The sequence below is a fragment of the Desulfosporosinus youngiae DSM 17734 genome (genome assembly GCF_000244895.1).
GTDB classification, from domain to species: Bacteria; Bacillota; Desulfitobacteriia; order Desulfitobacteriales; family Desulfitobacteriaceae; genus Desulfosporosinus; species Desulfosporosinus youngiae.
In genome coordinates, this window is the sequence record NZ_CM001441.1 from 2,582,228 (window position 1) to 2,596,517 (window position 14,290).

Annotated in this window: 13 protein-coding genes and 1 pseudogene; 11 read left to right on the forward strand and 3 right to left on the reverse strand. The window is 42.3% G+C overall.

The features are described 5' to 3' along the window. Window positions 1-19: 19 nt before the first annotated feature. Window positions 20-634 (reverse strand): TetR/AcrR family transcriptional regulator, encoded by a 615-nt coding sequence (locus tag DESYODRAFT_RS11875; protein WP_007783282.1) that lies wholly within the window; start codon window positions 632-634, stop codon window positions 20-22. Window positions 635-899: 265 nt separating this feature from the next. On the opposite strand from DESYODRAFT_RS11875, the gene DESYODRAFT_RS29180 reads away from it, so the two are divergent. The 5 genes and pseudogenes from DESYODRAFT_RS29180 to DESYODRAFT_RS11890 all read left to right on the forward strand — a co-directional run bounded on the left by DESYODRAFT_RS29180 (window position 900) and on the right by DESYODRAFT_RS11890 (window position 4,515). After that, complete coding sequence (locus DESYODRAFT_RS29180; RefSeq protein WP_282433056.1) at window positions 900-1,049, forward strand: DUF3658 domain-containing protein; 150 nt, start codon at window positions 900-902, stop codon at window positions 1,047-1,049. A 250-nt stretch (window positions 1,050-1,299) separates the two neighbouring features. Next, window positions 1,300-1,941, forward strand: a pseudogene (locus DESYODRAFT_RS11880) (DUF3102 domain-containing protein). After that, window positions 1,922-2,194: a type II toxin-antitoxin system HicB family antitoxin gene (locus DESYODRAFT_RS29185; RefSeq protein ID WP_242833628.1), complete on the forward strand. Its 273-nt coding sequence runs from the start codon at window positions 1,922-1,924 to the stop codon at window positions 2,192-2,194. Before DESYODRAFT_RS11880 ends, DESYODRAFT_RS29185 begins: the two are co-directional and overlap by 20 nt. A 60-nt stretch (window positions 2,195-2,254) precedes the next feature. After that, the gene (locus DESYODRAFT_RS29190; protein WP_242833629.1) at window positions 2,255-2,455 is read left to right on the forward strand and encodes a hypothetical protein; all 201 of its coding nucleotides are present in this window, start codon (window positions 2,255-2,257) and stop codon (window positions 2,453-2,455) included. Window positions 2,456-2,901: 446 nt separating this feature from the next. Continuing rightward, window positions 2,902-4,515 (forward strand): IS1634 family transposase, encoded by a 1,614-nt coding sequence (locus DESYODRAFT_RS11890; protein ID WP_007783284.1) that lies wholly within the window; start codon window positions 2,902-2,904, stop codon window positions 4,513-4,515. A 293-nt stretch (window positions 4,516-4,808) separates the two neighbouring features. On the opposite strand, the gene DESYODRAFT_RS11895 is transcribed toward DESYODRAFT_RS11890, so the two are convergent. Together DESYODRAFT_RS11895 and DESYODRAFT_RS11900 are read right to left on the reverse strand one after the other, a co-directional pair. After that, window positions 4,809-5,054, reverse strand: a complete 246-nt coding sequence (locus tag DESYODRAFT_RS11895) for a hypothetical protein (RefSeq protein WP_007783285.1) — start codon at window positions 5,052-5,054, stop codon at window positions 4,809-4,811. Then, complete coding sequence (locus tag DESYODRAFT_RS11900) at window positions 5,032-5,277, reverse strand: helix-turn-helix domain-containing protein (protein WP_007783286.1); 246 nt, start codon at window positions 5,275-5,277, stop codon at window positions 5,032-5,034. Before DESYODRAFT_RS11900 ends, DESYODRAFT_RS11895 begins: the two co-directional genes overlap by 23 nt. 135 nt (window positions 5,278-5,412) lie before the next feature. Between DESYODRAFT_RS11900 and DESYODRAFT_RS11905 the strand changes: the two genes are divergently transcribed. The 6 genes from DESYODRAFT_RS11905 to DESYODRAFT_RS11930 all read left to right on the forward strand — a co-directional run bounded on the left by DESYODRAFT_RS11905 (window position 5,413) and on the right by DESYODRAFT_RS11930 (window position 14,179). Continuing rightward, window positions 5,413-5,718 (forward strand): helix-turn-helix domain-containing protein, encoded by a 306-nt coding sequence (locus DESYODRAFT_RS11905; RefSeq protein ID WP_007783287.1) that lies wholly within the window; start codon window positions 5,413-5,415, stop codon window positions 5,716-5,718. 337 nt (window positions 5,719-6,055) lie between these two features. Beyond that, complete coding sequence (rnhA, locus tag DESYODRAFT_RS11910) at window positions 6,056-6,574, forward strand: ribonuclease HI (protein WP_042338476.1); 519 nt, start codon at window positions 6,056-6,058, stop codon at window positions 6,572-6,574. 77 nt (window positions 6,575-6,651) lie between these two features. Then, window positions 6,652-7,737 carry a DUF429 domain-containing protein gene (locus DESYODRAFT_RS11915; RefSeq protein WP_007783289.1) on the forward strand — a complete coding sequence of 362 codons (1,086 nt, stop codon included), beginning with the start codon at window positions 6,652-6,654 and terminating at the stop codon, window positions 7,735-7,737. Between the two features lie 14 nt (window positions 7,738-7,751). Beyond that, window positions 7,752-10,010 carry a DEAD/DEAH box helicase gene (locus DESYODRAFT_RS11920; protein WP_007783290.1) on the forward strand — a complete coding sequence of 753 codons (2,259 nt, stop codon included), beginning with the start codon at window positions 7,752-7,754 and terminating at the stop codon, window positions 10,008-10,010. A gap of 108 nt (window positions 10,011-10,118) precedes the next feature. Next, window positions 10,119-10,871: an NERD domain-containing protein gene (locus DESYODRAFT_RS11925; RefSeq protein WP_007783291.1), complete on the forward strand. Its 753-nt coding sequence runs from the start codon at window positions 10,119-10,121 to the stop codon at window positions 10,869-10,871. Between the two features lie 323 nt (window positions 10,872-11,194). After that, entirely contained in the window at window positions 11,195-14,179 is a 2,985-nt protein-coding gene (locus tag DESYODRAFT_RS11930) for a metallophosphoesterase (protein WP_007783292.1), read from the forward strand. Window positions 14,180-14,290 lie beyond the last annotated feature (111 nt).

Below are 14,290 nucleotides of genomic sequence, written 5' to 3' on the forward strand. Positions count from 1 at the left end.
TGGGTTTTATTGCATTTAACTAATCTTTTTCGTGCCCTGTTAGACTGTTGATCAGTACTTGTAGCGCCCAATTCATTGCTTCAGTCGTTTCTTCGGAGTTAAGTTCGTACCTTTGCTTAAGAGTTGTCCAGGTTAGAGAACTGCAAAGATGAGAAATTATTGCAGCGGTCTCTTTGACGGCTCCTGCGGACAAGTGTGGGGCATTTTCTATAACCAACGCTTGTATTTTTTGATCGCGCTGATTCCTGCTTTTTGGCTTAACATTGTTAACCAGCAAAGCTATCGTGAAAGCCTGAACGAGATTTGCCTTCTCCTCGAATATCTTTAAAGTATTTCCTGCCATGGCAGGAATGTCATCTAACGATTGAGGTATAAAAGGTGCGCTTTGTGCGATAATAGTTGAGGCTGCTTCATAAAGAGCCTCCAGGAAAGATTCTCGTGTCGGAAAGTGGCGGTAAACCGTACCATAAGAGATACCGGCACGGATAGCTACATCTTTTACAGTAAAATCAAGGATGCGCCCTTCACTGATAATTTCCGCTAGAGTATCTAAGATACGATCACGCGTATTTTCCTTTTGATTACTACGCAGGGGACTAGTGTAAGAACGACGATCGGATTTTTCTTTAGACATACAGTTGCCTCTCCATTACTATATAATTGGATTGATACTCTCTATATTAAATTATGAGTTTATATATCAAATATGTCAAGGGGCAAAATAAACCTTTAGGTACTATTATTAAATATACCAATTTTACAGTCCAGAACTTTTGGAACAATACCGGTCTTTCCAGTGACAACATCCACAGCATGGAAGACGCTCTACTCTGTAAGATGAGTTATGGTAAACAGGTTCTATTTGTCAAGCTCCCGGAAAATGGCATCGGTATCTTGCCTTGCAAAAGCCTGTGCTGCCGGTATTTGAACAAAGATGTGCATCTCATTGGCAAGAGCTTCAAAGGGAGAAAGCATCTTTGCGGGCCACGTTGAATGGACAGTTGATCAGTGCACCGGAAACCCTCTATGATGACTTTATCTTTCGTTAAATCGCAGTAGAAGGTGAGGAATTTCAGGAGGCAAAGGTTATCGAGCGGGTGATGGGTAAATATCAACTTGGAATGAAGACGAAAGAAGGAGGCGCTTCAAGAACTGAGTGCAGTTCAAAAGGCGCTTCCTTTTTTGTGGGTAAATTGCTTAGGTCACCGGCGGATCGTAGAGATCGTTTGTAATCATGTCACACTCTTAAGTCTGTCCACATATCCTATGAGTGACATTAGCCTAAGGAGTGTGGATACCATGACGGGTACCGGCACGGACATTATCAGCGGACGCACCACCCAGGTCATCGCGGCTGAAATTAACATGATCAAATATCAGACTGAGAGAATCTGCCTGGCCGCCGCCGTGGAGATCGGAAGGCGGCTGACGGAGGCCAAGGCCTTGCTCGAACATGGAGAATGGGGCAAGTGGCTGGAAGAGTCGGTGGACTTTTCCCAGAGCCGGGCCAATAAACTGATGCGTATCTTTACAGAATACGGAGCCGGACAGTTTTTCTCCTCAAATTCGGATTCGAATCCGAATTTGAACTACAGCCAGGCAGTGCTTCTTTTAGGTATCCCAAAGGAGGAACGGGCGCAATTCATCCTTGATATGGATATCGAGGGAATGACCAAACAGGAAGGCCTCCGGAAGAGTGGCGGAGCAAAGCAGTATTATCACCGGGCTGACTGGGGAGCTTGCCGATCTGAAGGTCCAATTGGAGAGAGTCAGAGCCAGCCAGATCGCCTTCCTCTGTGAAAACCCGGATAAAACTCTTAAGCAAGTCAAGCATGAGCTGCTCCAAATCGCCCCCAATGACAAAGAGACGATATCACTTATAAGAATAAAGTGTACGATCTTTTGAATGTGTGGCTTAAGGATGAGACCTGGAGCAGGTAAGTCTGTTCCGGCGGAGATATGCAGTAAGGACTGGTGGATGATGAAGAGGAAATATGTTTTCCCGGCCATTATAGAGCGGGATAGAATAAACGGCAAATATACGGTTGTTTTCCCGGATCTGCCGGGCTGCTCCATCGAAGGGGAGGATTTTATTCAAGCTTATTACTGGGCCGGGCCCAGGCTGGCGTTTCATTTATATATGATGGAGAGAGAATATGAGTACATTCCCGAAGCTTCGGATACTTCAAACTAGGAAATTGCGGCGGACGCTGTCGTTGTTCTGATAGCGGCCGATCGGCAGGAGTACCGGCGCATGTTCGGTTCCAAATTCGCCAGAAAAGCCATTGGGTTTCCCAGCTGGCTCTTTCAATTGGGGGAAAGAGGCAGGCCGATTTTTGTGCGGGATATACGCGGGGTATTGAGGGAGAAGCTGGGGATCGACATGCTGCCTGAAACCACTCATGATTTATCTGAGGTGTTCGGGAATGAAAATAACGAAGAAGGAGATGTCTAAAGAACTGGACGTAGTCCAAAAGGCGCTTCTTCGTTTCTCACATCCTTTCCGACCTATTGGCCGGCCGCTTTGAACTCAGCCCGTCCGGGGAGGCGTTAGATGATTTTTCAAGGATTATAACGTTTTATGATGCCGAGGGGATTATGCATCAATTCGAGACTAGTGCTTGTGTAGAAGCCCTGTTTGAAAGGATAGATGAACTAAGATAGAGGAATCCTATTTTTCGCTGTTCGGAGTCATCTGGTTTCATCATGTAGAACAATGAGTCACCGGTCATGACTGTCAACCCTCTTGTATCCTAAATCCCGCAAAAAAATATCATATACCTGTATAAGAGCATAGAAATATAGCTTAAATACAGGTATTTTTTCATATTAGGGGGAAGATAAATGTTTATGTATATGGTATAATATAATCATATACATAAGGCTTTAGGAGGGATGTTTATGACGAAACTCTCAGCACCCGCATACACCTTCGTCTCCATGCCGAAAAGCAATGTCTCCTGCAAGAAGTCAGGATATGTGTACCATATTGGCAAAGGCTATCGAAATGACAAAGGCCAGCCGACGAGTTCCCAAACCATCATCGGCAAATATGACACGCAAACCGGTATGTTGATTCCAAACGATAATTATTTCAAGATTTACGGCGGGAAACCACAGCTAAGGACTGTTCCGATCGAGAGCATCAAGAATTATGGAAGCTACTTTCTGTTGAAGGCAATCACCCGGGAATCTCAGCTGGATACGTTGCTGTACAGAGTCTTCGGCGAAGATGCCCAAAGTATCTTAATGCTGGCCATCTATATGGCTCTGGAAGGCAATGTTTTGTCTCATTGTGAGGACTGGATGGAGGAAACGCTCACTGGAAGCGATGTTATCCTTGCATCTCAAGAATGCTCAAGGCTTCTGAAAGTTATTAATGAAGCTAAGCGCAATGAATTTTTCCGAGCATGGGTCCATATACGCCAACAGGAAGAATACCTAGCCTATGATATAACCTCCATTTCTTCCTATAGCAAGCTCAATGAAGAGGTGGAATTTGGTTATAACCGCGACAAGGAGAAACTACCGCAGATCAATCTGGGCATGTACTTTGGCGAGACGACGAAGCTACCGGTCTATTATCGAACCTATTACGGCAGTATCCCTGATAAAAGCCATTTAGTCGCCATGATGGAAGGCAGTGATAAGGTTGGCATTAAGAACGCGCATTTTGTGATGGACAGAGGGTTTTTTAGCAAAGACAATCTGCTTTATCTGAACCAACATACCCGTGGGTTTATTATCGGTATGCCCAATAGGCTGGTTCTATCTCAAGAGATTATTCAGGCCCATGGCGAAAACGTCAAGAGTTCGCGTTATGATCTGGGCATTGGCGATGTTAATGGCATAGCCCTTGAGCGCAGTGATTATGGCTTTCGCTGTCGAGTCCATCTCCTGTATTCCGATGAAAAAATGGCGGATGAAAAATACCGTTTCAAGATAGACTTCAAGAAGTGGCAAGCCTCCATAGCCAAAGGGCTCATTCCTCGTGAGGCGGAACCGTTTTTTCATATCACCAAAGACAAAAAGGATACTGTCCTCAGCGTAGAAGCCAACCACGAGGTCATCGATGCCTATATGCGGACCATGGGATATTTTCTAGTGATGAGTACGGATTTTCAGAAAAGCACGGCGGACATCCTGGAGATTTATAGGATGAAGGACGTCATCGAAAAATCCTTTGACAGTCTAAAAAATGATTTAGATATGAAACGATTAAGAATTCATTCCGCGCAGGCGGAAGAAGGAAAGATGTTTTTAGCCTTTCTGGCGTTGATTCTGAGGACGTATGTGTTCAATACGATAAAGCCCTATATCCTCAAGAAGCGTCTCTCCCTAGATAGAATCTTTATCGAAATGCGCAAGATCAAAGTCGTCGTCCACCCATCGGGGGTGATGATGCACAACCCGCTGACGAAAAAGCAAAAAGATATTCTTGCCTACTTTAATCAATCGGAAGAGAGTGTCACAGAAAGCTTAAAACACATCCTCAAGTATCAAAGTGTCTTCTGATGCTCCCAAAAACCAAGGCAAAAGATGGAACGTGTAGGTGTTCCAAATCTATTTACAGATGTTCGGTTGACATGCATTTTACAATAAGAGCTTTGGCTCAATGGCGAAAAGTGAAGACACCAGGGTTTGAGATCGGTTAGGCCGGAAACTCATACCCTTGGTGTCTTATTGCTTTTTGTATATGGTAAATTCATGCGGAATTTACGTTGTATAAAAGACCCAAGAACATAAAATTAGTATGAAAGAGGCACCGCTCAGCAGTTAAGACTGACCGGTGCCCCTTTGCAAAGTTTTTATTTAGGGAGACAGGGACCAGAGGGACTGGGACCGGGGATAATCTCAGCGAGGCGGGTTTTAATTCCTAACTCCAGGAAATAGAAGCCCATGCCTCTGGATAGCTCGGCGTTAGCCCCTCTGGTCTGCAGATAAGCGATTCCCAGTTCCCATAAATCCTGGCAGTTACGTTTAGCTAAAATGGAATAGCGCTTGCGGACATAGTCATAACCTATCTCAAAATCACTGAGGTCTTGTCTGGACATCGTTTTCCTCCCGCTGTTCAGGGGATTGTTCTCCGATGAGTTCGGAAATACTAACACCGAGGGCGGCAGCGAGTTTGGTCAAGGTTCGGATTGAGCCTGCTGAATGACCATTTTCGATTTTATTGATCATGCTCTCGTCGATATGAATTAAATCAGCAAGTTGTTTTTGAGTCAGTCTGAGTGATACTCTTAGCTTTTTAATTTGTTTTGCGGTTGTATCCACAATAAGACCACCCCTAATTACAGGTTATAGAATTTAATTCATTATGTCAATATATAAAGTGAATTAAAATCACGATATTTACATTTCAGTGATTCAGTTATAATTGAACATGAATTATATTCAGGATGTGATGAGATGAATTACGGACAGCGAATCAAGTTCTTTCGTAATACCGTTGGAATTTCTGCCAATGCTTTAGCGAAAAAAATCGGACTGGATCCGACTACGATTTATAAAATTGAAGCCAACGATTCTAAACCCTCACTAGGTTCCCTCGAAAGCATTTGTGCTGCTCTGGGCATTAGTCTTGCCGAATTCTTTGCAGAAGAAGAACAGGCCTGGGGCCCGGAGATCCAACGACTACTGGGTACCGTGAAAAAGCTGTCACCGGAACAAATCGATTATCTGCAGAAGTTATTGGAATCTCTGAGTAAGGAGTGATTTTGTTCTCTGAGCCATAGGGAAAACAGAGCAAGTGGTGTTATTGAAGTTTCATTTTATACTATATGTCATTATCATTGTGCGGTTTGAAAATAGAAAAGGGCGCCAATCAGTTTTTAAGACTGACTGGTGCTCTTTTGCATAGTTTTTGAATTATTTGGTGAATGGTGGAAGGAAAAGATAAAAGTTCGGCGAAAAAGAAACTATACGTCAAAGGTTGTCCGTAAGGACTAGTAATAATCTAGGGGGAGTTTTCAGTGCATCGTAATGTTGAACAGAGAAAATTAATCCAAACATGCCCGGGGGCTCACTCCTTGATAAAAGAAGCTGCCGGGTCATGAATGACCGCGAACTAAAACAAGTTGACATATATACTGATGGAGGATGTATCAGCAATCCCGGAGGCAATGGGGGGTATGGGGTTGTACTCTTATATAATGAAAAGAGAAAAGAATTATCCGGGGGATACGCCAATACAACCAATAACCGGATGGAGTTAATGGCTGCTATCAAAGGGCTGGAGGCTTTAAAAGAAAAATGCCGTGTGACCATCTATAGTGATTCGAAATATTTGACAGAAGCTATTGAACAGAGATGGATCATTAAGTGGATGCGTAAAGGGTGGATGAGGACTAAGACGGAAGAGGTCAAGAATGTAGATCTATGGAAAAGACTGTGGGTGATGATCCAAAAGCATGAGGTCAGATTTCATTGGGTGCGGGGTCATGCAGGAAATCCGGAAAACGAGCGCTGTGACCAATTGGCTGCAATAGCTATGAATTTGCCCGATTTAGAGGAAGACGTCAGAGAAGAGACTCAAGGTTCCTCGCAAATCGGGATGGACCTCTTTAGCTGACCGCGCTTTTGGAGGTTAATAAAGACTGAGATCAGATTGGTATGAGAATAAAGCCAAAAGTTTTTGGGGGTAAATCAATGCATTATATCGGAATCGATTTAGCCTGGACCTATGCCAATGAATCGGGAATTTGTGTGATCGCTGACAATGGGGAAATCATCTATTGTGAGTCCAGGGTTTTCAGCGACGAAATGATTGGGGATATCGTAGCAGAGTATGCCCGGGCAGGAGCCCTTGTGGGGATTGATGCCCCTTTAATCGTTAATAACGAGACAGGTGCCCGGTACTGTGACGGAGCTATTATGAGAGAGAAAATTCATGGCAGAAATCTGTCCGTTTTTACCTGCAGCAGGCGCTTTATGCTCAAACACTTCGGGGTGGTCAGAGGAGAAGAAGTGGTTAAAGCCATTCGAAAGCGGATGCCGGAATTTGCCCTCACAGGTGACTTAAGCAATAAAGAGCATGTGATTATGGAAACCTTTCCCACGGGAATAACCTTAGGCCTTTTTCCCGACGCTTTTCCCGTTAAATATAAGATCAAACATAAGGTTCCCTTTGAAACAACCAAGACAGAAATGGGGCGGATGGTCAGCCTTTTGCAAAGGCTGGGGGACTTTAATCCTCCCGTCCATAATATTAATGATTTCTTTAATCATTCACCGGGCATTCAGGCTATGTCTAAAAAGGAATATAAGAACCTTGAGGACAGGCTGGATGCTTTTTTATGTGCTTACGCCGCCTATTGGCTCGTCAGGCATAAGGGAAAGGTGATCGGCGATGATCGGGATGGCTTCATTACCATTCCGGTAATAGATGAGAAGGAAGTCCGTGACGGCGGATCAGAGAGGATAAAAATCTACAACAAACTGATTCGCGATAAAATACCCCAGATCATCGAAGATAGCGGCAAGAAAGCCATTATCGCAAAGGTTTCAGGCCCGGAATACCTGGATTTATTAAACGCCAAGTTAGGAGAAGAGATTCAGGAGTACCTGGACAGCCAAAAGGTTGAAGAACTGGCGGATTTAGTGGAAGTGGTCTACGCCATCCTGGATTACAAAGGGGTTTCCCGGCAGGAATTTGAGAGTATCAGGAAGCAAAAGGTTGAGGAGAGAGGCGCTTTCCGGGATAGGCTCTTGCTCAAGGAAGTCAGGGAAGACTGAGAGGTAGAAGGAAATTGACAGAAAAGATCAAGCACAAGGGATGTTTGGGCAGTATCGCCGAAGACCTCTTTGTTGAGCTGTTTTGTGATACCTTTGGTCCGGATCAAGCGGAGTATCTATTTCTTCAGTATCCAGTCATAGATATTTATGGCCATAGACGCTCCCTTGATTTTGCTCTGGAAAGCGAAGACTTAAAAATCGCCATCGAGATTGACGGCGAAACCTATCATAATCCCAACAAGGTTTCTTCTAATAAATATTATGATGACCTTACCAAGCAAAACAGCCTGATCTATCAGAACTGGAAGGTTTACCGCTGGGTTTACAACCAGCTTAAGCATCAACCGGAAAAGGTCAAGGATGAGCTGCGGATTTTTGTGGGGGAAATGCCTGCCTTTAGAATGCTGGAGGATTATCTGCCTAAGCAGAAGGGCAAGGTCATCGAACTGCGGGAGCATCAGCAAGCAGCTTTAGACAATCTTCAGACCATGCGCGAGCATGGGGAGAGTATCGCCCTGCTTTATCATGCTACCGGAACTGGAAAAACTGTGACTGCAGTCAGTGATGCCAAACGCCTGGGGAAACGAACTCTGTTTTTGGCTCATACCAAAGAACTAATTGCCCAGGCGAAAGGCACCTTTGAAGAACTTTGGGATCAGGCTGAGACAGGACTCTATGTTGCTGAAGAAAAGGCTAATGACGCTTATGTTGTCTGCAGCAGCATTCAGAGTGTCGCCAGAAATCTGGAAGGCTTCAAACCCGATGACTTTGGATATATCATCTTCGATGAATGTCATCATGGAACAGCAGATACTTATAGGAAGGTTTTGAGTTATTTCAAGCCTGAATTTACTCTGGGTCTCACGGCTACCCCGGATAGAGCCGATGGCGAGAGTATCCTGGAGGACTTTAAAAATGTGGCTCATAAACTGGATTTGCAGCAAGCCGTGGAATTAGGGGAACTTGTTCCCATCAGGTGTATCCGGGTCAAGACCAATGTGGATCTTTCTACAGTGAGAATCAATGGCATTAAATATTACGCCCAGGACTTAGAAAGCAAGCTCTTTGTGCCGGAGAGAAGTAAGCTGATTGCCGAAACTTATCTGAACTATGTTAGGGATAAGAAGGCGGTGGTGTTCTGTGCTTCCGTAAATCACGCTCAGAATATTTCTGCCTTGTTCAAGGAAAAGGGAATTCATTGCGAGGCTGTTTCCGGTTCTATGAAGTCAGGAGAAAGGGCGAGGATTTTAGATCGTTATGAAAATGGGGATATCCAAGTCTTATGTGCCTGTGATCTCTTAAACGAGGGTTGGGACAGTCCGAAAACAGAAGTTTTGTTCATGGCTAGGCCGACGCTTAGCAGAGGACTTTATGTTCAGCAGCTGGGCCAAGGGATGCGCAAGTGCGCGGGTAAGGACTATCTGATGGTCTTCGATTTTATTGATAATGCTGGATTGTTTAATATGCCCTACTCTCTGCACAGAATGTTTAACCTGAAGGAATATAGGGCCGGAGAGTACGTTGTTGCTTCACAGAAGCAGTTTGAATTGGACAGGGATTTAATCGCCAGAGGAGAAAAGCCGGCTGTTTTTCTGGATTTCCCGGTGAATGCCGCGGATTATGAACTGATTGATCTTTTTAACTGGCAGGATGAAGTGAAAGGGATGATATCCCAGCTGGAGTTTGTGAGGATGGTGGATGTGCAAACAGAAACCATTGAACGGTACCTGCGTGAAAGAAAGATAACCCCTGATTTAGAGGTACCCTTTGGGGATAAAAGGAGCTTTAAATATTTTAAGGAAGCAACTGTGGAGAGCTATGCTAAACAGTACGGCTGGGAGCTGATTAATCCTGCCAATATGAAAGATAAGTTTATGGACATGGTCAGGACCATGGATATGAGCTTTTCCTATAAGCCGGTACTGCTCAAGGCCATGCTTGAGCATGTTGACGAAAGTGGAAGAGTTAGAGTCGAGGACATGGTTAATTACTTCATGGATTTCTATAGGGACAGAAAAGAGAGCGGGCTGGTGGTTGAGAAGAAATCCAGTCTGTATTGTAAAGATGGATATACCCGAAAGGATGTTGAGAGAAATATCTTTAGCAATCCCTTTAAGCGGTTTGAGGATATGCGGTTTATTAGCCGGTGCCGGGATATTGAGTATGTGGAGTTTAATCGGCATGTTTGGAGGAGGCTGACGCATGAGGAGAAGGACTGGATTTTTGGGTGGTGTGATGAGAAGTTGGAGGAGTATTATAGGAAGCGGGTTTAGGTGCTTAAAGAAAAGTTCTTTTAGTCGTGCTTAGAAAAAGCTTAGGAGTTAAAAAGCGACTATAGGCTTTGAAAACGCCAAGAGAGGAAATGAGGGGGAGAAGCTCAAATGATAAAGGCTTTCGTGGAGTTATGGTATTTGTGGCTTTTAGTTTTAGTAGTTTTTATTTATCGATTGTATAAGGCCAAAATCAAAGGAATCATTGGTGAGAAAACTATATCGGCATTTCTGATGAGGTTAGATCCTACGAAATATAAGGTCATAAATGATCTGATGTTGAGAGTTGATGGGAAGACGTCCCAGATAGATCATGTAGTCGTGTCAAATTATGGGATTTTTGTAATAGAGACAAAGAACTATAAGGGCTGGATTTTGGGAGATGAGCACGGGGAGTATTGGGCACAAGTAATTTACAAGCGGAAGGAAAAGTTCTTTAATCCGATAAGACAAAACTATGGGCATATTCAGGCTCTAAAGCAGAATTTGCAAGAATACCCAGAATTGAATTACGTGCCAATTATTGTTTTTTCCATTGATGCTAATTTAAAGGTTAAGACAAATACCAAGGTTATATATTCAGTAAAATTGCTTAAAACGATTAGAGAGTTTACAGCGGAAACCATTACTGAACAACAAAAGGAAGAGATATATGCGAAATTACTAGCTCTAAATGTAAGAGATAAGGAGGCCAGAACTCAGCATGTTGAAGGAATTCATAAAAAGAAAGCTGAAGTGGCGAACCAAGTAAGCGCTAATATTTGCCCAAAATGTGGTGGGGATTTAATCATGAGAAAGGGTAAATATGGGGATTTTAAGGGGTGTAAGAATTATCCGAAGTGTAGGTTTACAATTACCAACTAGGCGTGAATTTTGATTTCGGTGTAAGTTGAGTAATCAAGTATCGATGTTGAGTATGTCTAGAATGAGAACCTATTGAACGTTTCACTTATAGCAATAATGAGAAAAAGATGGTTAAGAGATTGGAAATATAAAATCGATTGTATTATTACTCTTGAAATGGAAGTAGTCGAATAGGTGCCGTTTTTGAGATCTTTAACTTTTAAGTGGTAGATTTAGGCAAAATAATAAAAACTTACTTGTGTCCTGATTATAGCAATAATGCGAAGTCAACAAAGCCACATACCTTGACATTGAAATGCAACAGAATAGGAAGGGATAAAAAAATGAAATTATTATTTGTCCAATTAAGTGATATGCATTGCCATAGTTCGGATCATTCTTTAACAGAAAAACTCAATAAGGCCGTTAGCGCAATTAGAACACTTGGTAAAATGGATGGCGCTGTTCTAGTTTTCTCAGGTGATCTTTGCGATACGGCTGACCCAAATGAATTTAAAACGGGCAGGCATTTACTTGGTAAGTTCCTGTATCAATTGTCAGAGGCTTTAAGCTGTGGTTTCATTCATACAAAAATTGTCCCCGGTAATCACGACATGATTCTACCGAAAGGGAGCCGCGGAGCAGAAGAAATCAAAGTCTGGAACAAAGATGAGCATCTTTTTGAAGAGTTAGATCGTCTTAAAAGCTTTTTCGCATATTCAGCGATCAAGCACTGCTTTGTTAAAGACAAAATATGTGATGTGAACACTATTACTGTTGGAGACGTTAAACTGCAATTCTGTCTGCTGAACTCAGCGCCGTATTCAACGCGAGATCCAGAAGATAAACAATTTCACTATCTACCCACTTATGTCGGTGAAAAACTAACCCGTGATCCGGAAGCCGAATTGAAAATCACTATTATGCACCATCATTACGAATGGTGTGAATGGAATACCAAAGAAATATTGAAAAAAGCATTAGCTACCGATGATCTTGTTTTCTTTGGTCATGACCATAAAGCGGAAGCGATTACAACAGTAAATGGCGATGGTTCCACCTTCAATATCATTATGGGAGGACAGTTCAATCTTAATATAGACAAAGAATGCGCTTTTAATGCGGTTACATACGATAGCAACACACGCGAGATGGAGAGGTTAGAGTTCAATTGGGCTACCAAAGAAAATATTTTCGTCCCGGTATCTCGCGGGAAAATTAATAAAAAGAAAAAAGGGCTTGCGCCTACTGATGCATTCTTAAACATGCTTCTTGAGGACAAGCAAAACATACGGACTCATTTTACGGATTATTATGTACTTCCAAAACTGGCTGCAGAAGGAGACGCGTTCTCCTCTGACGAACATGTTGAATGCATCGGTATCGATGATATTTTTTCTGCGGTTAAAACCGATAAGGCTATCAGAATAACCGGCAATAGCGGTTCTGGTAAAACTGCTCTTCTCCGATATTTGTATTCCAAGTCAATAGAACTTGGTTTTATGCCAATCCTTATCGAAAAGAGAGATTATAAGGATAGTAGAATAGACAAAATGTTCCGCGATTTGTTCGAAGAGCAGTATGGAAACATGTCCGAACACGGATACAATACGTATGAGCAAGCTGATAGAGCGAGTCAAATTGTATTCATCGACGATGTGGATCTCATTTCAAATCAAAAAGCGCAAGAGAATTTGATTGCAAGAATAATCGAATCAGGAAAGCTTCTTATTTGTACAACCAAAGAAAAAAAACAGGATCTCGAGGAAATTGTCAAAGCCAAATTGCAAGGAAAAACTATTAGCACCATTGATATTAAGCCGTTCTATAAGGAAACACGTGACAAACTTGTGGGAAAAGTATGTGGAATTTATGGAAAAAGACAAGATGAGATAGATGCAATCAAAACCGCTCTCGACTATATGGTTCAATGCCAAACTAGCCTCTTTTCATTCATGCCGGTCAACATGTTGCAATATATCAAATACTTCTTGCAAGGCGGTGCCGGTGATCGTAAGGGCGTTCAGACTATTTCCATGGTATTTGAAACAAATATAAGGAATTCGATCCTTTCATGCGAAAAGGACTCTGTTGCCAATGTATATCTTATGGTACTCGAATACATAGCTGACCAAATGTATTTTGGATTGCAAACCGAGAGGATCAACATTTCAGATCTAGAAAGAATTATCAAAGGATATAACAGTAAGAAAAAAGCTGACATAATCGCAAAGAGGTTTCTGAATTCTTGTGTCGAGGCACATATATTGAAAGAAGACGATAATTCCTTTAGTGTTAGTTTCTTCGATAAGAATACCTTTGCTTATTTTGTAGCTAAGTCCATAAACAGAGAACTGGAGAAAGACCAAACAAACCTTAAAACGCTGTCATTTGTCATGAACCATATATGTTTCGGAATAAATGATACCATAATTCTATTCTTGTCATTTATAAGAAACAATGTAAATATTATCCTCAGAATTGCTGATGATGCTATAAAATTGATGGGCGAATATCCTGAGTGGGATTTTGAAAAGATGAATATTCCGTTTCTTCACGAATCTGCTGATATATCAGACAAACTTCCTTCTTCGCAAGATAAAAAAAATGCCCATTGGCAGGTTGAACAGATTGAAAAAGAACGTCATGATATGATTAAATTCCGTGGAATATTTGATTATGACGTAAATGACGTTAATAAGGAGCATTACATAGTGATGCGTGCATTAAAGTACTCACAGCTTATCGGTCGTGCCCTAATTGATCAATATGGAGCTTTGGATGCAGATGAAATAGATAAGATATTGCAAACATTGTACTCTGTACCTCAAAAAGTCATTTACGCAATGCTGAAACGTTATCAAGACCATAGCGAAAATATTGTCCACAGTATCATTGAATTTGCAAAAGAAAGAATGCCAGATGAAGTGATAAAAGAAGATTATGTAAGAAAGCTGATTGGGCAGGTAGGTACCTTTATTGCGCTTAATATTATGAATGATATTGCATATAACGCCTCAAATGAAAATACAATCACCGCTCTGCGGGACGGCCCTCTCGATAATGCAAACCACAAAATTATGCTGTTGATGATGGAAGAGAATGTTGGAAACACCCCCCAATTTGTATCGAGAGCTATAACTCTGCGGAAAGAACTCGATAGTTGCTATTATGCCAGAACGCTGATTGCGCAAATTGCAAGAAAGCATATTATTTATACCGAAAATATAGATCATAGGGAAATTGACAGGCTTTTATCAGGGAAGGTCATGTCATCTGATAGCAAATCGATATTGTTACTTGAGCAGGGTAAAAATAGTAAAAGCTAAACACCGTGCCGGTCCTTCCCCGGCTGGCCATTTTTGCCCTAGAGATAATGGCCTAACTACTAGAGCAAGATCTGGCATGTCATATCGCCACGCTGACGATGTTTAGCCCTG